Genomic DNA, 22,476 nt, shown 5'->3' with positions numbered 1-22,476 from the left:
TTGTAAAGCCATGTCGAAAAAAAAACGCCTCAAAAAAATTAGTAACATGTTACTGAAAATGGGTGCTGGTAAATTTTTCTACCGTTTGGAGAGATCTCTCAAAAATGATGATGTTGAAGCCCTTGTTTTAGTTCTGAATATGATGTCTGAGGAAATAGAGGAGACATTGATCCATCAAGGGTATGTCAATGCAAATGAAACTATTAGACATATAGTTTTAATGAGTTTTCTAATTGATTCAGAAGGCTATATCGAAGCTGTAAATCATCAGGCATGTACAATACTTTTTTATTTATGTGAGGATATAGTAGGACAACCATTCCACTCTTTTTTGGATGAAGCTTCCGTTTCAAAATGGAAAGAGAATTGGAAAGTGTTTAATCAGAAAAAGTTGTTAGATTCTTCTCTTGAACTTAAATTTAGAACAAAGGAGAGCCTATTGGTTCCAGGTGCTTGTTATGTAAATAGAATGAGATGGAAGAATTTGGGAAAGGATACATTCTTGTTGACAGTCGTTAAGCATTCGAAAAAACAGGTAGAACTAGAATCTAACTTAAAGCAACAAATAGTTGGTTTTAATAAGGAGTCTAAGAATAAATTATTTGAAATTTCATCTTCGCAAACGAAGGAAAAAGTTCGATTAACCAATGAGGATATAAGAAAGATAGGTGAAGCCCGAGATCTTTTAATTAATAATCTCGATAAGGATTTCCCCTCCATAAAAGAGTTTGCACTTCAAATTGGAACCAATACTTTTAAACTTAAATATGGTTTTAAGGAACTTTATGGTGTTAGTGTGTATAGATTTTTAAGGAATGAACGACTGCGGAAAGCAAAAATGCTTATTCAATATGGTGACAGATCCTTTAAATCTATCGCGCATATCACAGGTTTTAAAAGTGTACCTCATTTTTCTCGTACTTTTAAAAAACAGTTTGGTTTTACTCCAACTGAGCTAAGAAAAAAGTCTTCTTTTGATGATGAATAGTGCTTTTTTTTAAAGATTTTAAAAGTAATACCTCTCAGGCAAGAACTACTCCGAAATGTACAAATTTTAATTCCGAATTTTATCATATCAAATCAAACGATATGATTTTCAGTCAAAAATACCGAGAACTTACAATAAATACAATTTGTGTATTATTTATTGTTTTGTTTGTTTATGCTGCTGTCAGCAAACTTTTGGATTTTGAAACATTTCAAATCCAATTGGCACAATCTCCATTTTTAGGTACCTATGCTGGGGTTCTTTCTGTACTGGTGCCGGGAGTTGAAATTCTATTATCGGTGTTAATAATTATTCCCCGATATCGGATAGCTGCTCTCATTGGCTGCTTTGCTCTAATGGTTATGTTTACCGTTTATATATTCATTATCCTTAATTTCTCTGACATTGTTCCTTGTTCTTGTGGGGGTGTACTTGAAAAACTGAGTTGGACGGAACACCTCTTTTTCAATATTTCCTTTATAATATTGGCAGTGGTGGGAATCCTACTCGAATCCCAACTTCTTAGATCTGGCAAGTTGATGACCTCAAATAAGGCCGTGTTTTTTGCTCTTTTAATTATTGCCGCTTCTGCAACACTTATGTTGACGGTTCTGTTTATAAGCTCTGAGAAGAAAATTTACAGGAATGAGGCCTTCCAGCGTAAATACCTCCCTCGGGCTGCGAAGTATTTAGGTGATTATGAGCTTGGCTCGAATACGTATTACCTCGCTGGTTTTAAGGATAGTGTTATTTATATTGGAAATTTTCACGCTCCTCTGTATCTAAAAACTATCGATGTTTCCTTGAGGCATATTGAGGATTTCCCGGTTACCATTAGTAACCTTGAGCTCCCGTACCGAAGGGCTCGTATAATGGTGGAGCCTCCTTTCTTTTTTGTGGGGGACGGTACCGTGCCCGTACTTTTTCGGGGAAAAACAAATGATTGGCAAGCAACCTTATTCAGTTATGATGAAGCCTACTTTAAACAATTTGAAATCGCGGATTCTACCCATATTGGCCTTGCGGGCATATCCGCTATCACTTCAACCACAAATCTTGGGCTCATTACTAAAGCGACTGCCCAGGACACCGTAATTTTTAACGATAAGATTATAACCAAACAGTTTGATGGAATATTTGATAGTGATGGCTCGCTGCTATGGAACCATGCACATAGAAAATTCATCTACACTTATTTTTATCGAAACAGTTATGAGGTAACGGATGAAAACTTGAACTATAAATATTCCGGAAAAACCATTGATACTGTAAGCAATGCAATTTTGGATATTGCCCATCACAATAAAAAAGATCAATACAAGAGGGGACGATCCGTAACTGTCAATAGACTTACTGCGACATACGGGGACTACCTTTATATCAATAGCGACCGTTTGGGAAGATTTGAAGATAAAACGGCTACTGATTCCGCGTCTATTATAGATGTCTACAATATTGTTACGAATAGCTATGAATTCAGTTTTTACCTCTACCACCAAGAAAATAAAAAACTTGAAGATTTTCGCATCTATGGAAACATTTTGATTGCCCTTGTTAACGGAAGATTATGGGTTTATAAGTTAAAACCAGAGTATTTTAACCCTGGTTCTAACACAACACATACTGGCCAGTATCAGGACTGAGACCGAACACCTGTAAAAAAAAGTAGGTCGGTAATTCATTAAAACTTTATATTATGAGAACAAAAATTTTAAAGTTCGGAATGCCAGTGATGGTATTTTTATTGACAATCGTGTTTGCTTTTGCAAATGTGAACAATACCCCGGTTGAGGATAATGCCTTGATTACTGGGTATATTTTAAGTACTGCAGGCTGTACCCCGGTTTCAACAGACTGCGTTATTGAGAGCGGGGGACCTGTTTGTAAATACGGGGAAAAAACAGTACATAGAAATCCAAACTGTACTGATTTCCTGTATGAATGGATGCCCTAATTTGTAAATAAGGTTTTCCCGTTTAATCTGAAACGGGAAAACCTTTTTCAATTTGATTGTTTTTGAGATGATTTTCCATCCATTGAAATATGGTCTCTGATAAATGAGTTTGATTCTCCGCTTTGTTTATTGCATGGCCTTCCTTATCGTATAAAATTAATTTTGCTTTCTTTTTCAACCTCTTTAATGCCAGAAACATTTGGACGCTTTGGCTCCAATTTACATTGGTATCAGTATTCCCTGTCCATAAGAGCAAGGGTGTTTCAATTTTTTCCACATGCTGTAAGGGCGAATTTCTGAAGAATGCATCCTTCATTTTGTAAAAGGAATTCCCAAAACGAAATTGTTGGTTCTCAAGACGCCACATTTGCTCGTATTTTGAATCCCAATGAACCTGATGGTAGTAATTTACCACATCAGTGATTGGCGCTCCAGCTACGGCTACCGCAAACAAATCTGTTTGGGTAATGATAAAAGCGGTTTCATAACCCCCAAAGGAATGACCAATTAGCCCTATCCGCTTCTTATCCACCAGCCCAGTTTCCAGTACTTTTTCTACGGCGGCACTAACCGATTTCAATGCTGAAACTCCAGGTTCTCCAATAGTATAGAAAATATCGGGATAGAGCACAAAATAATCATTCAGGGTAAACTTCAATAAATTGAAACCATCATACGATAAATTCGATGGCGGTTCAAAATTATTTATATCGCGGGACTCCTTTTCATAAATTTCCACAATAAGTGGATATTTTTTATTGGAATCATAATTGGCAGGATATATTAAAGAGCCGCGCAAGGAAGTACCATCTTCCAATCCATATTCAATAAACTCCGAAGTTCCAAGATCATAATCCATTAACTCCTTATTGGTTTGGTGGATAATCCTTTTTGTCTTTTTTTTTAAATCGTATGAGTGAATACTGATAGGTTGATCAAAACGTTGGTGTCTATAAACCAAAACTCTCGAATCCTGGTCTATGTGAACCTGGTCAATTTTTCCATTCTCAAGTAGGAGGGGCTGGATTTCAGAGTTTTCATTCCAGTAGGCAAAACCTGTTTTATAGCTTTTATAATCGAATAGTTCCAACAAGATTCCGTTATCGGAAGCAAATGTGGAACTCGAAAAATTGTGATTGATGGTTAGGAAATTAAATGGTTTTCTACCATCATCCCTGTTTATTCTGTATCGGATATTTTCCTCCCTCCCTCGGGTTATCCTTTTTTTTATTTTTCCGTCGGGGCTCATCAACCAAATATCGAACTGGTCATATAGCGCCAGATATTCTTCATTTTGTAGCCAGCCCGGATTGCCATAGGGAAAAGCATCGCCAGGAAGCTGGTGTTCTGAATTATAAAAGATTTGGTGGGATTCTTTTGTGATATTTACATTTTCATCAGTTTTAACATTGTATACCCACCAATCTGTACCCTTAAAATAGGTTATGTATTTTCCGGTTGGAGATATAGTTACATAATTTCCCCCGGTGTATTGGTTTTCACATATCAACCTTAATTCCCCAGTTTTTAGGTTTTTTAAATATAAATCTACATTAGGGAAATATTTATACAATGGCTCATACTGCAATTGATCATAAACCACGGCGAAATCATGGTTTATACTCATTGCGGATGTATGTAATTCTTTGGTCTCTATTTCTCTTAATGCCCCGCTCTCGGGATACCATACCGTTAAAAAATACTGAGCTTTTTGCTCTCGGTACATGGTCATTCTGGGCCCGATCCAAGGATCGGCAGTATCCCATACTTCGGCATCATGGATTTTTCCATCCTTAGGGATCATTGATTGTAGGTAAAAAATAATTTTTTTCCCATCTGCGGATATAAAAGGTTTTAATGCGCTAAGACGGAAATTTTTAAATCTTTTCTGTATCAAGGTGTCCGCCAGTACTTTCAAAGTGCCAGTAAGGTGATTGTAATAATTTAATTGTTGGACTCCATTATGGGAAGATAGAAAAACCATTTCCTCCCCAGTCTCACTAAATTCCAGATGTTCAATCGTCCCCTTGCTTTTTTGGAAAAGGTATTGGGTGAGCTCCTTATCTACCTCAAATCGAATTAACTGTGAACGTTCTGGAGTTTCCCGCGTGGCATAAAGAACATGTCTGGAGGGGTGCCAAAGGTATTTACTTGTATTCTTGAGAGTATGTACTACGCTTTTGCTTTTCAGGTCTATTACTAATACTTCCTTGCCTTTCCCAGGCTCTTCCCTTTGCGCAGCAATATAAGTGCCGTTTCCTGAATGGCTATAGGAAATTATATGGCTATAGCGCACTTCTTCCAGACTGTGCAAATCTATAATCAACAGTTCTTTTTCCTTGCTTATACACGTAAACAAGCTACTGTTTACCGAAAAATCCACCCAATCGCTTTCGGGCAGGAGAAATTGTTTTTCCCCCTGGGTTTCTTTAACTAAAAGATTTTTTTTATCATTTGGAAAGATCTCGGAAAAGGCTATCCACTTGCCATTCTTTGAAATCTTCAGAATGTTCGTGTCCGAGCTCCATAAGGAATCCAAACCAGAGGAGTATGGAGATTTATGGGGGCTTTGTGCCACCAACATGGCGTTTGATAATAATATTTGGTAGATTGCAGCTACAAGAATGATCCGAAGCATTCTGGCAACCCTATTTCTTTTTAGTTTCATAATAAAAGTTTAATAACCGGAATTCTGTGGATTTAGATTGGGATTCATCATAAGTTCTGCCTCTGGAATTGGGAGCAATATATCCGTAGGGTTCCAACCAGATTTGATAGGTGCGAGGATTTCATTCGCCAGATTAAGTCTTTTTATATCGAACCACCTATGCCCGAATTCAGAGAATAATTCGTGAAAACGTTCCTTAATGATGGCCTCAAATATTCCACTATCACTGTTTGCATCGGAATCAGGTAAACCCGCCCTGTTGCGAATAACATTAAGGTCTTCCAGGGCGCCTAGAAGATTGCCCTGTTTTCCTCGCGCCTCAGCACGAATTAAAAATTGCTCCGATATTCGAAAAATTTTACTGAATTCTAAGCTTGTTCCAGTATTGCTATTGTATTTATACTTGTAGGGAAAATACCATGTTTCGGTACCATCCGTAACCGCTCCAATCCATTGGTTTTTCCTGTTATCTCCTTCCTCCATGCCCTCAATGAATTCTGGATTTAACGCTACCAGAGGGGGAGGCCCGGATGTAAAAAGAAAGGTTGAAGCCTCCAAGGTATTTCCGCCATCATACTTAGGCCGTAATTGTAAGATTGTAGAGGTACTTTCTTTTAAAAATTCCTGGCTCACCTCCGGTTCCAAACGAAAAACAAAAACATTATTTATCAAGGTGCCCGCTTCCGTTTCCGCCAAACTCCACTGTTTTGTATATAAATATACCCGTGCAAGCAGTGCTGCTACCACCATTTGGTTTGCCCGTGTTCGTTCATCTAATAGGTAATTTGTGCTAAGCAAAGATTTTGCTTCTTTTAAATCAGTTATTATCATTTCATAGACCTTTGAGACGGGTACTTTTGGTAAATTTCGATTTGTCTCATATTTGGTACCGGTAGGATAGGGAATATCCCCGAAAAGATTCACAAGATAAAAATAGGCTAAGGAACGAATAAACATTGCTTCCCCTCGCAGTTGAGCCTTGGTCGCATTACTTAAGGTTTTGGAATTTTCCAGGCCTGCCAAGGTCGCGTTTGTCATATATATTAGGGAATATGATCCGTTCCAAAGGTTCTCTACAATCAAATCATCGGAGTATACTTGATGTTGGTAAAAACTATCCATGGGCTCTCCTCCAAATCCATAAAAATCCAACTCATCTGCGTAAATGCCCATTAAAGTACCCACCCCCTCAGGTCTCCCAGTCAATAATACTTCATCCCGTAATTTTCCATATAGGGTCATAACGGCAGCAGTGGCTGTAGTCTCATCTTCATATACTTCCGAACTTTCTATTTGTCCTAACGGCCCATCGACTTCTAAAAAATCTTCACAACTACAAATTAATAATGTGCAAAGGAGTAAGTAAATATATTTTTTGATTCTATGTTGTCTTGTTTTTTTCATCACTTTAGCTATTTAATTTTATAAATGAAATTGTGCTCCGAATGTTATTCTTCGGAGTGGTGGAATAAAGCCTTTTGCTTGTTCAGGATCCCCGCCTTCGAATCGGCTATATGTTAAAAGATTTATCCCTTGGAGATAGAGTCGGCAAGAAGCGCCACCTTCATTTCCCAATAGTAATCTATAGGCAACTTCTAGAGAGCGTAGCCTTATGAACGAAGCGTCCGAAATGGTACCACTGCTTTGGGTAAATCGTGAATAAGCCAAATACGCCTCATAATCCTCTCCCGTAGTAAAGCGTTGCATTGCAGCAATATCTCCAGGTTGTTGCCACCGATCCAAAACGCTTACGGGCTGATTGGAAAGTGTGCCGGCAGGGTCTGTATATCGATATTGGTTATATCCTTTTTTCTTTGCAAATTGTAAAAGAAAATCTAAGGACCATGCTTTATAAGTAATGGAATTTGACAGTCCTCCAAAATATTGAGGAGATAGGTCCGCAATATACTGTCTGTCTTTATCACTACTTATTACGCCATCCCCATTAAAATCCTTAAATTTAAAAATCCCTGTTTCAGGATTTACGCCTTCCAGTTCATAGAGCTTTACTATGGTTAGTGGCTTACCAACAACATAACGATTTGCATATGTTGAGTTCTCAAGGCCAGGAAAGGCCAGTAACTTGTTTCGAGGCAATGAAAGGTTTATGGAACTATCCCAGGAAAAATTCTTTCTATGTGCCAAGACCCCTTCTAATTTAAATTCAAGGCCGGAATTCTCAACTTCCGCCCCTAGATTGGATTGGATACTTGTAAATCCCGTTGTTCCCGGTAAGGCGTAATTCACTAGCTGATTTGAAGATGTGTTATTATAATAAGCTACTGAAAATGAGATGTTTTTATCAAAGAAATCCATCTCTACAGCTGCTTCGCGTTTGAGGATTTTTTCCCATTTAAAATTTGGATTGTAAAGCCGTGAGGGCACCAGACCTATACTTCCCTCATAAGGATAATCCTGAATGGTGTAAGTCTGCAAATACTGATAATCACCTATTTGGTCATTTCCAGTAATTCCGTAACTTCCTCGTAACTTTCCAAAACTTATCCAGGAATAATTATTTCTTTCCGTAAATATCCATGCCGCCCCAACAGCTCCAAAATTGCCATATTTGTTGCTTGGCCCAAATCTACTGGAGCCATCCCGTCTTCCCGTCACATTCAGAAAAAGCTGGTTCCTATAGGCATAGTTGATCCTGCCAAAAATGGAATGATATTTATATTCGGTTTTCTTTTCACCCAATATAAAATGGGTAGTGGCAGCACTCAAGTTGTTAATGAAGTTATTGGATGAAAATCCCATTCCCATCACGCCGTTTTGCTCATTTGCCGTTTCTTGAAATGAAGTGCCAAGTAATATATCCCATACATTTTCACCTATTTTTTTATGCCATCTCACTTGGGGCTCCGTTATCCAATAGGTCCGCCTTGCGTCAGTTGTAATAAGAGAGGAAAATCCACTATCCAGCCCAAAGGCCGGATCGTATATAGTATGCGGGGTGGTGGTCTGGCTTCTCAAGTGAGTGAACCCGTATCCAGCGTTAATCTTTATTTCAAAATTATCTAATAGGGAATAGGAAATTATTGTATTTGAAATGAGATTTTTGGAGTCTTGGCTGTATTTACTCTCCACTGCTGCCAAAGGATTGGCCCAAGTACTATCTTCCCAATTTAGATTTCCATTTTCGTCATATAAGGCAGGTGCGTTCGGGGCAAGACGTAAGGCATCGGAAGTAAAATCTATACTGGGTAAATTATTTCCCTCAAGGGAATAGCCTGCGCTGAAAACAATCTTGAATCGCTCATCCTTCCCTTGATGGTTGAGGTTCGTTTTTACACTGAGCCTATCGTAGGCGAAATTTCCTGCAAACACCGTGGTCTCTTCTTGATATTGCCCACCAAGTAGGAACTGGGTATCGGCATTCCCTCCAGAAGCCTGCGCGAATATTTTGCGGGCATTGACAGTCCTCCCTGTAAGTTCTTTTTGCCAATCAGTATTGCGATTTAAATCCCAGGTACCATTTACATCGTAGGCAGTGGCGGGATATTCGGTGATACCATCATTTGCGAAAGCTTCCCGTCTCATCTCCAAATATTGCGCAGTATTTAAAAGTTTAGCCATTCGATTTATATGGGCAATTCCCGTACTGCTACTTACGGTTATTTTGGTCTTTCCTTCCTTACCTCTTTTAGTGGTAATAAGCACCACCCCATTAGCGCCCCTGGAACCATAAATTGCCGTGGCATCTGCATCCTTAAGAATTTCAATTGATTCAATAGATTCTGGATTTATTGCATTTAGTACGCTAATCTCTGCCCCAGGTATAATTCCTCCTGCAGTGTTAGAAGAACCAAGTGTTTTTATATCATAAGGCACCCCATCAATAATATAGAGCGGTTCATTCCCCGCCATCAAACTGTTTTGACCTCGAATACGCACTTTAAATCCGCCGCCTGGAACTCCTGAATTTTGGACTACATCCACTCCAGTTACCCTTCCCTGTATCGCTTCTAGTGGATTGTTGATGGGCTGTTTGTCGATTTCAGCAGCAGTTACGCGACCTATACTTCCCGTGCGCTTTTTGTCTGTGGTATTATAATACCCCGCATTAATAACAACCTGATCCAACGCCGTAGCATCAGGTTGCAATGTAACATTCAGTATATTGCCACTACCAACCGCGACTTCTTGCGTCTTAAAACCCAGATAGCTAAAAACAAGCGTATCCGACCTTTGGGCAGATATTTCATAATGCCCATCCATATCACTCTGCGTACCGCGTGAGGTGTTTTTAACTAGAATATTTACGCCACCCAAAGGCTCGTTGGCATCCGTAATAATGCCTGAGATTGGAGGGGAGCCATTTTGGGAAGTTAGAGTTGTGCTAAGCGCCCATAGCAGGGCAAAAGATAAGGGCAGGGCATAGTAGCGCCTGTAATTATTTTTCATAATTTTGCATCAGTTAAGTTTAAATATTATTTTAACTACTGGCCTGCTCCGTGGTCCTTGAAAACTGGGAGCGGGTCATTTTTTTGTACTGAGACGAATGTCAGGTTGAGCGCAGTCGAAACCTCATTAGGAGTTGAAAACTCTCAATACTAACTACTCAATACTCAATACTATACAATTGCAAAACCTAACTAAACAAAAACTGAAACTGATGCTTTAAAAGAAAGTTGAGAAGAAAAAACCGACCAAGCCCAATACAAAAAGGCGTGGAACTCAACTTACTGCACTGGCGGTACTGGTATACCTTGGAACAATAAGAGAGCCCACGCCCGGGTCGTGAGCAATCTGCTTATCGTCTCGTTCCAAATGAAAATTACCAGTTTTCCAGCGCGAGATTCAAAGCGAATGCTTCTAGATTTTTGCTCTTAGAAGAATCGCAAATATATGTTATTAAGACAAATATAATAAAAATTTAAATAGTCACCTATGGGTTACCAAAATAATTTTAAATAATAAAGAAATTTATTGTTATGAAAACAATAGATTTTAGCCTTGAAAAAAAGAAGTTTGGCAAGCACGTACGAAAGCTTAGAAGGAGGCTAAAAAGTATAGACTATCCGAATAGATCGATTTCACAGCAGGAGCTTACAGATAAAACTTCCAATTTATCAAAAAAAACTTTAGGAGAGATTGAAAGGGGAGAAACTAATGCTCAGTTTGAATCTCTTTTAGTTCTTGCTCAAATTCTTGAAGTATCATTTTCGGAATTAATGAATTATAATTGAAAAAGAAATTCTTAATTATAGCTGCTATTCTCCATAAATAAAATACACTATTTTGCGGTTTTCCGTAAATGGTCAGTATGCGTTTGCTTTATATTTGGAATTTTACGGAGAAATTTTTATTAACTTGTGCTTAGCCAACACTATGAAAGGGTGAATGACAACAAAGTTGAAAGTATCAATATGTTGATAATAGTTTGGATAAAATACTTTGAATACAATACTTTAAAATGACAAATAGGAATTCAATCTTCACTTGCCAACCAATTCCCAATGGCCATTCTTGGACAATTGTTTCTAAATTAGGTAGAATATTAAAGGCTGCAGAGGAAAGGTATGGCGAAAGAGATAAATTATTTACTATTCTCGGTATCGAAATAAATCAATTGGAACACCCTCAAATATGGTTTCCAGGTGAAACCAATAATATTATTATACAATTGACTGCAGACTGCTTATATGATATGAATAGAGCCGTTTATCAATTAGCGCACGAAGTTATACATTGCTTAAATCCTGTTTTAGGAGGAAATACGAATTACTTGGAAGAAGGTTTAGCAACTCATTTTGCAGTTGAATATACTAAACTAAATGGTTACGGGAACTGGATAGTTTCTAGTCCCGATTATCTTAAGGCTTTAAATTTAATCGAACAAATCTTTCAAATTGAACCGCAAATAATATCAAAAATAAAATCAATGAAAGAAAATCTGTTCTTTGTCGAAAAGAAGGATTTATTAAGCATAAATGAGAATATTCCTGATTTCTTAGCAGAAGAATTAGTAAGAAAGTTTTAGCGTAAAAACTATTGCTAAGAAAGATGTAGGTTAAAAACTTATTTTTCTTAGTAATTTCGACAAAAACTTGTATTCATAGAGCAGTTCTCTCTTCGCGATTGCAAATGCCTGTTTCTATTTAAATTATTAATTCATTATATTTGGTATTCTCCCCGATTTAAAAAGCCCACTCTTATGGTTTTCCGTAATTGGTGAGTTCGCGTTTCTTCTATATAGTGTTTATGTAATTCTGCTTTGGAAAAACTAAAGTTTGTTTGCATAATCTTACTTTAAAATTGTAATGTAATCTTATTTTATAGGGCAATGTTGGAAAAATAAGGTGTGGAATGGGATATTAAAACGAGTAGTTATAAAAGGTCTATATGGTCAGTATCACCGTAATATCCAATTGTTGAAATCACCTTGAAAGTACTTCTTTAAATTGATAGAAAAAGCGTTCGATGAGCCTTAAATCTTCTGTAATAATTTCTGCGGTGCCGTCCATTTTTTGTTTAAATTCTATTTCTTTATTGTAAGAGGTTATTAATATTGAAGGTAACTTTACATCCACTCGGTAAAAACCTTCACTATCAGGAATGAGGGAAATGTTTTTTACTGTTCCAGTTAGATTAAATGAAAAGGTCTCTTAAATTGAGTTCACTCAGAAACCAAGCTCTCCACAATCACAAAGCACTCTAGATAATCCTTGCCTTTCCTGAAATCCTTTTTTCTCTCAAAGTGGACATGGGCAATTTTGCCAAAATTATATTCCTGTTCCAATCTATATAGAACTTGTTCAATCTTTTCATAGCTTCCTTCCAACGTAAATCTATACGAGGTAGTGGTAGCACCATCCCGTGAAAAGGTGTGCGGTTCCTTAAAATCGGAAATAGTAAATCCAACTGATTCAGATTTCGAGTTTAAAAACTCTAATAAGTTATTCTGAACCGAATTTCCTTTCATATTGTTGAAGCTTAATATAGAATCCACGAATTGCGCGCGTTGTTCAAGATTGACGGCAATTAAAGCAGTACTGTTAAATGACTTGGTTTTCATCTCCATATTATTTATCCTTTCCTTTATAGCAAAAGTTTTGGAAAATGCCAGTTTATAGGCAATGGCCATCGAGGTACAAAACCCTAATAATAGAATGATATTTTTAGTTCTTGGATTCATTTTTTATTGCAATCGTTATGGAAAAGGAATTTATGCCTTTACTCAAATTCCCATAATGTAAAACACTAACTTTTTCAACCCAATCCAGATTTTCCAAGTTAACAATCCATTTTGAAAAATCAGGTTTGTCCTTACTTTCTCCAGACACAATCATATTGTTTTGAGAATATTCAATTTGTTTATCTGGTCTAATAGATCTGTTTAAGGGGTGATATTGAATATCGGAAAAGCCAATACTTGATGGCTTTAGGGCGACAACGGAATTAAGATAATAAGAGCTTCTGGACGAACCGCTATTGAGTATATGGTCAACAAGCTTCTCTTTTTGGTTTACCCTTTCCAGCTTGCTTTTCATTCCCACTTGCTGTGATTCCATAAACACCAATTCTTCATTCAGCTGTTGTTCTTTTTTGAAATATGAATTGAAAAAAAATGTATTGACCAATAATGAAACTAGTAACAGCCCAATTCCCAAAAACATTCCATTTTTGAAAAATACTTTTTCTTGATGTAGTCTGAAGAGGTTCTTGTTTTCTTCCCCAAAATTATTTGAGGAGTTGGTATTCGCACCAGTATATCTAAACAGTATTGCGAGCGATACTAAAAATTCGGAAGCTACTTTAATATCCTCAAGTTCGTATATTGTCTCGCTATAATTCTCATTTGAAACAATATTCATAATATTTTTTTCTTCAACACTAATGAGGAAGCGGGGGAGATTAACTTTTTCCTTTTTGAACAAAGATGCCAATGATTGTAGGGAAGTAATTCCCAAATGAAAGCCCAAAACATTTATTTTTTGTTGTTCAAGTTCTTTTAGGATGTTATGGACATAATCCTTTCTGCATATAGCTACGATGCTGTTTTTGGGAGTTTTTAATATCTCATAATAAAAATCTGTAAGCGACAGTCCAGGGAATGCATTTGAAACAGTTTTAGGGTCATTCTCTTGACTGGGAACAGACTTAATAAGAACCTTATCAGAATTTATTGCTAGGAAGCAATGTCGCTGAACGGAAAGATTCTTATCTACATCTTTTAACGAAGGGAACTGCAAAAATTCTAGATCGGTAAATTCTCCCTGCTTCTTTTTTGCCGTAACTCCAAATAGTTTTTCTTTACCTTCAACAATGGTGATTTCGATACCGCAAAAGGTATTTCCGTAGTCCCAATATGATCTCAGTTTTGTAAGCATCAGTAGATTACGGTAGGTTTTATAAGAATGCTCAATTTCCGATTGCTGTCCTCCCGTCTCTTTTTACTAAAAAACCATTTGATGATAGGGATACGTGCCAACAATGGCACTCCTGATCCTGAATCGTCTTTGCGCACTTCCTCAATACCACCAAGAATGGCTACGTCTTGATCGCGCATACGGATAATAGAAGAAAATTCCCTACTGTTGATTCCCGGTGGGGCATCTTCGGCAATCCGCTCCCCATTAAAAGTAGACTGTATCACTTGAATATCTAGGGTTATTTCACCATCTCCCGCAACGATGGGCATAATCTCAAGAGCAAGCTCTGCATCAATGGGAACATAATTTTTTATCTCTGAAGTTTGAGGAATTTGCGATCCATAAAAACTTTGGGTGGTCACTGCATAATAGGTGGTCTGGCCACTGGAGAGATATGCCTTGTGTCCATTGAGGGTACTCAATTTCGGGGTAGAGAGCACTTTTATCTTTCCATTGCTTTCCATCGCCTTTATATCCAGATAAAATTCTGGCAGTACCTTCCCAAGGTTTAATGAGCCAAAACCATTAAAGCCCCCTATAATTTTATTGACCCTGTTAGCATCCAGGCGTAAATCGGTGGAAGGGAATATTCCGCCCTGAGTAGTAGTAGGTTTTTCACCCAGACCAAAAGATATCCCCGTTTCCACAATGGCGCTCCGGTTTACCTCCAATATCATCACTTCTATCAGGATTACTGGAACAGGTTTATCAATATACTTTATAAAATCCTTGAACTTTTCCACTTTTATACCAGGGCCACTGACGATAAAACTATTGAGCTCCGCATCAATTTTTATGTCGATACCACTCTTGATATCCTCAGGCAAAATATCCTCAATGGAAGAAAAACTTGAGCTACTGCTGCCAGTGTTACCTCTTCTATCGTTACTTCTATAATTTTGTGTTTGGTTTTGGTTGTTTTGTGGATTGGAATCATAATAAGTGTTTGAGTTAACCCCACTCGAATTTCTAGATGCCCTGCGCTGAACATTTCCTGAGGGATTTGAGAGTAATTGAACGGAACGGTACATCATCGAGACGAGTTCCGTTTGCTTTAGGGACAGTTGGTTTTCCGTTCCGAAATAATAGATGTCCCCATCTTTGGTATATGTAAAATTTTGTTCGTTGTTTTTTCTTTCATCTCCTCCCTGACCACCTTTTTGCGAACTCAAAGAGCTCTCAAAAATTTTGTCCAATAAAAGATCAAACGAAATATTCTCTGCCTTTACGGTAGCCACTCCTGCATTGTCCAGAGGCGAAGCAGTGAAAATATCCAATTGAAGATCATCCCCAATGGTATATATCACATCGGTAATGGGGGTATTCTGAAGATCGACGGATACTTTTCTTTGCAATGTATCGGTAATCTGATAATAAAAATTGGTTTTGCCCCTGCGAACAGGTCTGCTGGTTCCAGAGGAAGGATTGTCACTTTTTGAGATCACAAAAGCCGAATCAAAAACATAAAAACCGTCCCGTGATTTTGAGAAGAGTAGGTTGTTGGATTCGGCAAGTTTTTCCATTGCAAGATCAAATGGAACATCTTTTATGTAAATGGAAAGCGGATTTGATTCTATTTCAGGGGAATACAACAAGTTCTTTCCAGAAATGTCCATAATTTTTCTAAAGACCTTATCCAGTCTGTCATTCTTGAGATCGAGGCTTAGATTTCCATTTGCCAAAGAATAGGAGGCATTGATTTCTTTTTCTCTTACCTCCTTTTGAGGCTCGACATATTTTTTGATTGATAAAATGTTCCCTGTAAAATCGATGTCCAGTTGATATTCCTTGACAAGGAATATCAATACATCCCCGACCATAACATTGGAAAAGTTGTTGACGATAGAAATTGAGCTCAATTCTGGGGAAACATTTATGTTCAAACTGTGAACCTTGGCAATGGCGAGCAAAAAGTTAGACAAGGTTGTCTGTGTAATATTGATATTTATAGTTTCCTCAAGACCAGGGGCATCCAATTTTAATATTTCAAACTGGTTCCGTATCGAATTGATGCGGCTTTCGTCCTGGGCAAAACCAGTCCCAAAAAACAAAAACAGTAACAGTAGGCTTAACAGTATCTTCCTCATATTTATGTGTCAGTTTGCCAATAGTGAATAGGCCTCATCAATGGATGTATCACCCTTGTTTATCATTTCAATGGCATTTGTTTTGAGCGTGTTCAGATTATGGCTTGCAAGATAATCATCTATTTGTAATTCGTTGTGCTTGATCGCGGTTTCCAATTCTTTATTGATTGGGATGATCTCATATACCGCTTTCCTGCCGTCATAGCCAGTATAGTAACAGTGGTTGCAGCCTACTGCTTCATAATGTTTTTTAATGGAAGAGGTTTCCGAAAAACTTTCAGGGAACAATTCTTCCGATAACACACCCTCCTTTTTGCATTGCATACATAATTTTCGAACCAAGCGTTGCGCCACGCTCATATTAAGGGTGGTGGCTAAAAGATAAGGAGGTACCCCCATATCTATCAATCTTGAAATAGTAGCCCAAGCGGAATTTGTATGGATGGTGGATAGAACCAAATGTCCGGTTAGGGCTGCCTTGATGGCCATATTGGCCGTTTTTTCGTCCCGTATTTCACCAACCATAATAATATCCGGATCCTGACGTAAAAATGTGCGCAGGGCAGTGGGGAAGTCAAAACCAATATCCTCTTTCAGCTGCACTTGGTTTATTCCGTCAAGGGTATATTCAATAGGATCCTCTATAGTAAGGATATTTGTCTCTTCCTTGTTCAAAAGTTTTAGAGTTCCGTATAGGGTGGTTGTTTTTCCCGAACCTGTTGGACCTGAGATAAGTACAATTCCATTGGGCATCTTTACACCTTCCAAATAAAGTTTCAGTTCCCGTGGATTGAAACCGAGCTCCTTTAGTTCCACGGCCTGTGCATCACGCTTTAGGATACGTAGTACCACTTTTTCGCCATAGAGCGTGGGCATTGTGGAGACACGGATATCAAAATCATCGGAGGCCGCCTTAACCGTAATCCGTCCATCTTGAGATAAACGTTTCTGTGAGATATCAAGCCCTGCCTGTATTTTTATCTGGTTTATGAGCTGCGGATATTCGACCATTGGAATGGTGTACTGTTCCTTTAGTTTACCGTCCAACCTAAAGCGTACTCTACAATGTTCTTCATACGTCTCCAGATGGATATCACTACTATTGAAATCTTTGGCGGTCTGTAGCAAATGTTCCAAAAAATTGGAAACATGCAGTTCTTGGGATTCAGCAGTGACCTGCCGATAATTGTAAGTGAGATAAGACTGAATGATTTCACTGGATTCGCTGGCTAGACATATTTTGAAATTTAACAGGACTTCCAATTCCGATGCCAATGTCTTTATTTGAGGGTTGTCCGTCTTTAAAATCACAACACCCTCCTTTTGTTCTACCGGAACAATTCGATAGTGAAATGCTTGATTGGGTGTGATCAGCTGTTTTAAAGCAACGGGTATTTCAAATTGTTTCATTACAGTAGGTATAAGGAATCATAAAGGTTAAGCCAACTTACCAAATAAATAGATATTAAAAAAAGAGACATATAGCCGGCTAAGGGAACGTCACTGGTTTTATTCTTCAACAGCTTGGTTAGGGTCCAGTGAAGAACGAATGTAAACAAAATTGAGAAAACAAATAGATTTATAAAAGTTACCGTAGGAAAACAAAAGGCGAATGCGATAAAGAAAAGAATGTCACCCAAACCCATAGCTTCTTTTAAAAGATTTTTCTTTAAAACCAACTTTGCAATCAGGTAATTCATCAAAACTACAATTAAAACAACCCCAAAATTTATACAAATAGAAAATATATAATACTCAAGCGCTGAATTTAAAAAAAACACATAAGTGCCTAAAATTCCAAAAAGCGGAAACAGAAAAACATATACTTTTCTGTCTCTATAATCCTGAAAAAATATAAACATAAGGGAAAGAAACAATAAAATTTTGATCGCAACAAGCATCAGTCTTTTATCACTTCCTTTGGGTTGCCGTTCTCATCGATTTCCCAAACATTGAATACCCCGTCTCCGTCAAAATCTACAACTGCCTCTGCTCGCACCCTAAAGTTCCCGGTAGAAGCTTCAATGATTTCATATCTGTAATTTGCTGTTCCTCCCTCATTCACTGTTTTTGGAGCCTCAAAATCAAGTTCGTTAAATTCCATAGTGTATTTCGAATTGAGGTAACGATATTGGGTCTGAAGATTGGCTATGTATTTCAACTGAATTTTTGCCTCTTGTGCCTTCGTCTTCGAAATGAGGGGCATAAATGTAGGAAGGGCCAATAGCAAAAGAATGCCAATAATAGCCAATACCATTAGCATTTCGTTTAGGGTAAAGGCTTTTACTTTTTTAAATTTCATCTCAAATTACATCTTACTGATTCAATAATATCCAAATATATAATAAAGTATTAAAATTTTCATAACTAAAAATTCTTTCGAAAAAAATTTAAAAATTGAAATGGCTCCTAAAAAGAAAGAAAAATTTTATAAACAGTTTAAATACAGATATTTGTATCTTAAATTGAAATTTTGAACAAAAATCTACATTATTTATTAGGATGCATTTCATTGAAAAAATCTTCTTTTATTTGTTAATAAAATCTAAAAATTTATATATTTGGATTTATCCCCGAATTAATTAAAATTTTCGATTTTATTCTGGACGCTACATGTCTGGGAGTTAACTTTTGTTATAAAAACTAAAAAAGCCACTAATGAAAAGAAAATATTTACTACCCCATATCGCTATATTCTTTGCTGTATTCCTATGTAATTCCCAGAATCCCATTACCAATATGGACTCCTATCTTCCTGTAGTCCCTCAGGCTCCGAATACTGCGTCCCTTTTAAAATATGAGGAGGCTCCTGTCTCCAAAAATTCAGGCGTCCCACAGATCGGGGTACCTATCCATACTATTTCGGTGGATGGCATCAACATTCCAGTCGCGCTTAGCTATAATTCCTCGGGGATACGCGTCAATGAGATTGCCCCTTGGACAGGGCATGGCTGGAGCCTTATAGCAGGGGGGAGTATTACCCGGACCGTCCGCCATTTGCCTGATGATAACCAATATGGGTATATGTGGACTTCAATCACTACTAGTGAGATTTATGATAAGTGTATGACATATAACCCGCCACATCCGGATTGTACAGACTATACAAATACTAGAATAAGAAACCATACTCTGGATTTCGAGCCCGATATCTTCACTTATAATGTTCCTGGCACTTCCGGAAAGTTTATGTTTAATCAAATACATGGGGCTAATGAACCTGGTCAGGTAAAATCTTTTCCAATTTCCAACGACAAGATAACACCCATTTTCAATGCCCAAAAAAATATAATCGCCTGGACCATCTATGATACTCAGGGCAATAAATTTGAGTTCGAGGAAGGCAACACGCTCACTTCCAACAAAGGATATACTATAGAGTCAATGGGAAATCTCCCACAGGACTATCCAGTGGAACCTCTCAACCCCAATCTTAATTACTATACACAGACTTGGAACCTTTCAAGAATAACTACCTATAATGGAAACGTAATCAATTTCAGCTATTATGATGATTCGGCCAATGATTACGAAGAATGCAGTTTCTCCGGTCAGTCCCGAACCATGACCGATGAGATGAATAACATAAAGACAACCTATGTTGGAGTTAGGGGAAGATATACCGAGCTCAACAGCATTAGCGGATCATTTGGCGCAATAGTTTTCAACAAGGGAGGCCAAAGGGATGATTATCCTGAGGGTAGGTTTTTGAGTGAAATTTTGGTGGAAGCACCAGGTAATGTACTCAAGAAAAAGTTTGACCTTAAATACTCCTATACAATGGCTGATAGTTATCCCTCAAATATAATTTTTGGCTGTGGTGGAGAGGTCAAGCCGACACCGATTTGGAATACATTGTACCACCCAAATAATCCAACTGCTTATGACCCATATATGAAGCATATGTTCTTGGACGAAGTGGAGGTCTTTGATGCCTTGGGAAGTTCAAACGATACCCGCAAGTATAGCTTTGAATACTATAATGAATACAAGCTCCCGCATCGAAATTCCTATGCACAAGATTTTTGGGGTTATTATAATGGGGCCAACAACAATACGTTGCTATTTGATTATACATCCCGTTACACCAATACCCCCTACCGCCACGTGGAACCGGAATATGCGATAACAGGGTTGCTTAAAAAAATGTACTTTCCCACGGGCGGTCACAAAGAATTTACCTATGAAGGGAATTGGGCTACCACCGTTTGTGGCAATGCATTCGGATTCAGGCTTATTCCCTCGGATGAGAAGGTGTTAAACTTCAATTCTCAAATAGATGAATATACCATATCTGATGGTTCTGAATATAACCTTCAATCTTTCTGTGATTTCGTATACACATTCAGTAAACCTTTAATACTTAATAAGAGAACGTTTATATATTATTCTGAAATGAATCAAAGGGTTGCCAATTTTAATTTTGCAATTGAACAGTCAACATCAAATGGACAAACAATATGTGTTGTAGGAGAGAATAATTTACCTCAGGTAGGTGAATGCTCACTTTGGGTTACAGCTAGAAAAACAACCCTAGATCCCGAACTTTATGAAGACGAGAGCCAAATAGATTTAAGTAACCTCACTTTTGATACAAATTTTCAACTTTTCAGAAATGCAATCAATACCGAAGATACCAAGGGTGATGATTTTCCAATAGGAGTTTATGTTTTTGACTTTCATATTGCCGGTTATAATGATAATTTGAATATTTATGATGAATTTGATATTGAAAACGATCTTGCTATATTCAACATAACTATCCGAAAGGCCAAGGAGGATGTAAAATTCTACGATGATTACAGGGTAGTTGAAATTCCCATAGGCGGGATGCGAATAAAGAAGATAGAAGACTTTACATCGGAGAATGCCATTGCCAAGAGAAGGGAATTTAATTATGTGATGGAGGATTCTATCAGGACAAGTGGGCGTGTATTAAGAACGCCATATTTTATCTCTGGGGACCATTCAAGAATTGTGGAGTCATCTCTCTCGGCCGTACCGCTGATAACAACAAATGCCGGCAATGTCAATTATACCAGAGTCTCTGAGGATATAGTGGACTATAACTCCAGTACCAGAAAACTTTCCACAGTAAGTACATTTCGATATTATGATCTTCCATATATCTACAGAAACCCGATGATCCCATTTATCGAGGATTGGAGGTATGGGCAGGAGGTAAACACAGAGATACCCTCCAAGAAATTTATTTCCCGCGGATTTGATGATTTGTTCGTTCCGATCGACCACCAAGATCCATCTACCTACCACTATGCAATATTGCCGCCAACCATTAGCCTGCCTTATACATTTACAATTGAAGAGAATATGTCTGCATTGGACTTTGTCAACAATGGTGGCCAGTATATAGGAGAGGACTTCTATGAACTACAGTACGGACATTTGGTGCAGGATTATCAAGGCGAAAGAACCTACATTCATAATAATCCAGAAGAATATATAGAAAAGAAAATTCATTATTTTTATGATAATGATGATTATTTCCAACCAACGAGTGTCGAGACAATCGTGGAAGATGATAAAAAAATAAGGCAAAAGTTTTACTATCCCTATGATCTTATAGGAGTAGAGTCTTTTGCAGATACCCTGATGTACCATAACCGTTTTGCCTCACCGATGATCGAGGAAAGTTATATTGTAGAAAATAACCAGGAAAGTTTACTTTCCAAAACCAAGACAACCTTTAGCGCGGGAAGCGGAAAGATATTGCCACGGACAATTCTGACGGCAAAGGGTGAAAATGACCTAGAAACTCGTGTGGTATACAACGACTATGACGTCCACGGAAATCCTATCGATGTTTCGATTGTCGGGGGTACACACACGGCTTATATATGGGGCTATGGAGGTCAACATCTTGTCGCCAAGATTGAGAATCTGGCGCACTCTCAAATACCGTCACAACTGGTCTCCGATATTGAGGGCACGTCGAACGAGGGTACACTTCTAGGATACCTCCAACAGTTACGGAACCTTGCGATAGTCCAGGACTCGCAGGTGACCACCTTTACATATTTACCGCTTGTCGGCCTTAGTACCGTCACCGATCCAAAGGGATACAGAATGAGCTATTTCTACGATGATTTTGGGAGGCTCAAGTACGTAAAAGATATGGACAATAACGTCCTGAGCGAGAACCAGTACCACTATATAAACGACTAACCATCCAAATATGAGATATTTTTTGTACACCCTGCTATTTCTCTTTTTGTTTCCGTTGGTGGCCCTCGGGCAGACCAGCCCCACCCAGGACCAGAACTACGTCCGGCAGATAAGCTACCAGACCGAACTTAACGAAGCACAGGTTGTGGCTATCAACGCGGCAAATTCCCCTTCAAACAACGACAAGAAGATAGAGAACATCGTTTATTACGACG

The 22,476-nt window shown here is 38.0% G+C and carries 15 protein-coding genes and 1 pseudogene; 7 read left to right on the top strand and 9 right to left on the bottom strand.

Annotation, left to right across the window (positions count from 1 at the left end):
- Positions 1-10: 10 nt before the first annotated feature.
- The 3 genes from G3A46_RS00070 (at position 11) to G3A46_RS00060 (ending at position 2,942) form a co-directional block, all read left to right on the top strand.
- Positions 11-988, top strand: coding sequence for a helix-turn-helix domain-containing protein (locus G3A46_RS00070; RefSeq protein ID WP_165144501.1), 978 nt, complete (start codon positions 11-13; stop codon positions 986-988).
- Positions 989-1,089: 101 nt separating this feature from the next.
- The gene (locus tag G3A46_RS14245; protein WP_206735933.1) at positions 1,090-2,631 is read left to right on the top strand and encodes a MauE/DoxX family redox-associated membrane protein; all 1,542 of its coding nucleotides are present in this window, start codon (positions 1,090-1,092) and stop codon (positions 2,629-2,631) included.
- Positions 2,632-2,684: 53 nt separating this feature from the next.
- Positions 2,685-2,942, top strand: coding sequence for a DUF6520 family protein (locus G3A46_RS00060; RefSeq protein ID WP_165144498.1), 258 nt, complete (start codon positions 2,685-2,687; stop codon positions 2,940-2,942).
- Between the two features lie 22 nt (positions 2,943-2,964).
- Here the strand turns inward: G3A46_RS00060 and G3A46_RS14580 are convergent, their stop codons facing one another.
- The 3 genes from G3A46_RS14580 to G3A46_RS00045 all read right to left on the bottom strand — a co-directional run bounded on the left by G3A46_RS14580 (position 2,965) and on the right by G3A46_RS00045 (position 10,017).
- The gene (locus tag G3A46_RS14580; protein ID WP_165144495.1) at positions 2,965-5,520 is read right to left on the bottom strand and encodes a prolyl oligopeptidase family serine peptidase; all 2,556 of its coding nucleotides are present in this window, start codon (positions 5,518-5,520) and stop codon (positions 2,965-2,967) included.
- 99 nt (positions 5,521-5,619) lie between these two features.
- The gene (locus G3A46_RS00050) at positions 5,620-7,014 is read right to left on the bottom strand and encodes a RagB/SusD family nutrient uptake outer membrane protein (RefSeq protein ID WP_165144492.1); all 1,395 of its coding nucleotides are present in this window, start codon (positions 7,012-7,014) and stop codon (positions 5,620-5,622) included.
- Between the two features lie 18 nt (positions 7,015-7,032).
- On the bottom strand, positions 7,033-10,017 hold the full coding sequence (locus G3A46_RS00045; RefSeq protein WP_165144489.1) for a SusC/RagA family TonB-linked outer membrane protein: 2,985 nt from the start codon (positions 10,015-10,017) through the stop codon (positions 7,033-7,035).
- Positions 10,018-10,547: 530 nt separating this feature from the next.
- Between G3A46_RS00045 and G3A46_RS00040 the strand changes: the two genes are divergently transcribed.
- Together G3A46_RS00040 and G3A46_RS00035 are read left to right on the top strand one after the other, a co-directional pair.
- The gene (locus G3A46_RS00040; protein ID WP_165144486.1) at positions 10,548-10,802 is read left to right on the top strand and encodes a helix-turn-helix transcriptional regulator; all 255 of its coding nucleotides are present in this window, start codon (positions 10,548-10,550) and stop codon (positions 10,800-10,802) included.
- Positions 10,803-11,029: 227 nt separating this feature from the next.
- Positions 11,030-11,596, top strand: a complete 567-nt coding sequence (locus G3A46_RS00035; RefSeq protein WP_165144483.1) for a hypothetical protein — start codon at positions 11,030-11,032, stop codon at positions 11,594-11,596.
- A gap of 636 nt (positions 11,597-12,232) precedes the next feature.
- On the opposite strand, the gene G3A46_RS00030 is transcribed toward G3A46_RS00035, so the two are convergent.
- The 6 genes and pseudogenes from G3A46_RS00030 to G3A46_RS14575 form a co-directional block, all read right to left on the bottom strand.
- A complete protein-coding gene (locus tag G3A46_RS00030; RefSeq protein ID WP_165144480.1) occupies positions 12,233-12,751 on the bottom strand; it encodes a hypothetical protein in 519 nt (172 codons plus the stop codon).
- The gene (locus tag G3A46_RS00025) at positions 12,735-13,946 is read right to left on the bottom strand and encodes a hypothetical protein (protein ID WP_165144477.1); all 1,212 of its coding nucleotides are present in this window, start codon (positions 13,944-13,946) and stop codon (positions 12,735-12,737) included. The genes G3A46_RS00030 and G3A46_RS00025 overlap by 17 nt, the downstream gene beginning before the upstream one ends.
- Complete coding sequence (locus tag G3A46_RS00020; protein WP_165144474.1) at positions 13,946-16,075, bottom strand: type II and III secretion system protein; 2,130 nt, start codon at positions 16,073-16,075, stop codon at positions 13,946-13,948. Before G3A46_RS00020 ends, G3A46_RS00025 begins: the two co-directional genes overlap by 1 nt.
- Positions 16,076-16,084: 9 nt before the next feature.
- Positions 16,085-17,485 (bottom strand): GspE/PulE family protein, encoded by a 1,401-nt coding sequence (locus tag G3A46_RS00015; protein ID WP_165144471.1) that lies wholly within the window; start codon positions 17,483-17,485, stop codon positions 16,085-16,087.
- A 490-nt stretch (positions 17,486-17,975) separates the two neighbouring features.
- On the bottom strand, positions 17,976-18,281 hold the full coding sequence (locus tag G3A46_RS00010; protein WP_347237685.1) for a hypothetical protein: 306 nt from the start codon (positions 18,279-18,281) through the stop codon (positions 17,976-17,978).
- Between the two features lie 15 nt (positions 18,282-18,296).
- Positions 18,297-18,377, bottom strand: a pseudogene (locus tag G3A46_RS14575) (prepilin-type N-terminal cleavage/methylation domain-containing protein); the annotation flags it as partial.
- Between the two features lie 356 nt (positions 18,378-18,733).
- Here G3A46_RS14575 and G3A46_RS00005 point away from each other — a divergent pair.
- Positions 18,734-22,261 carry a hypothetical protein gene (locus G3A46_RS00005; RefSeq protein ID WP_165144465.1) on the top strand — a complete coding sequence of 1,176 codons (3,528 nt, stop codon included), beginning with the start codon at positions 18,734-18,736 and terminating at the stop codon, positions 22,259-22,261.
- A 10-nt stretch (positions 22,262-22,271) separates the two neighbouring features.
- Positions 22,272-22,476, top strand: a 205-nt coding sequence (locus G3A46_RS14240) for a hypothetical protein (protein ID WP_206735932.1), incomplete at its 3' end; no start/stop codon positions are given.

The organism is Aequorivita sp. KMM 9714, from assembly GCF_011065475.1.
In the GTDB taxonomy this organism is placed as follows: Bacteria; Bacteroidota; Bacteroidia; order Flavobacteriales; family Flavobacteriaceae; genus Aequorivita; species Aequorivita sinensis.
Note: the sequence above shows the minus strand (reverse complement) of the source record. Positions and strands in the feature narration are given on the sequence as shown.

What these genes read in the sequence shown, in the direction of transcription:
- G3A46_RS00025 (WP_165144477.1), bottom strand. Translation starts at nt 13,946, where the DNA reads ATGCTTACAAAACTGAGATCATATTGGGACTACGGAAATACCTTTTGC.
- G3A46_RS00010 (WP_347237685.1), bottom strand. Translation starts at nt 18,281, where the DNA reads ATGCCCCTCATTTCGAAGACGAAGGCACAAGAGGCAAAAATTCAGTTG.
- G3A46_RS14245 (WP_206735933.1), top strand. Translation starts at nt 1,090, where the DNA reads ATGATTTTCAGTCAAAAATACCGAGAACTTACAATAAATACAATTTGT.
- G3A46_RS00015 (WP_165144471.1), bottom strand. Translation starts at nt 17,485, where the DNA reads ATGAAACAATTTGAAATACCCGTTGCTTTAAAACAGCTGATCACACCC.
- G3A46_RS00050 (WP_165144492.1), bottom strand. Translation starts at nt 7,014, where the DNA reads ATGAAAAAAACAAGACAACATAGAATCAAAAAATATATTTACTTACTC.
- G3A46_RS00005 (WP_165144465.1), top strand. Translation starts at nt 18,734, where the DNA reads ATGAAAAGAAAATATTTACTACCCCATATCGCTATATTCTTTGCTGTA.
- G3A46_RS00035 (WP_165144483.1), top strand. Translation starts at nt 11,030, where the DNA reads ATGACAAATAGGAATTCAATCTTCACTTGCCAACCAATTCCCAATGGC.
- G3A46_RS00045 (WP_165144489.1), bottom strand. Translation starts at nt 10,017, where the DNA reads ATGAAAAATAATTACAGGCGCTACTATGCCCTGCCCTTATCTTTTGCC.
- G3A46_RS00060 (WP_165144498.1), top strand. Translation starts at nt 2,685, where the DNA reads ATGAGAACAAAAATTTTAAAGTTCGGAATGCCAGTGATGGTATTTTTA.
- G3A46_RS00040 (WP_165144486.1), top strand. Translation starts at nt 10,548, where the DNA reads ATGAAAACAATAGATTTTAGCCTTGAAAAAAAGAAGTTTGGCAAGCAC.
- G3A46_RS00030 (WP_165144480.1), bottom strand. Translation starts at nt 12,751, where the DNA reads ATGAATCCAAGAACTAAAAATATCATTCTATTATTAGGGTTTTGTACC.
- G3A46_RS00020 (WP_165144474.1), bottom strand. Translation starts at nt 16,075, where the DNA reads ATGAGGAAGATACTGTTAAGCCTACTGTTACTGTTTTTGTTTTTTGGG.
- G3A46_RS00070 (WP_165144501.1), top strand. Translation starts at nt 11, where the DNA reads ATGTCGAAAAAAAAACGCCTCAAAAAAATTAGTAACATGTTACTGAAA.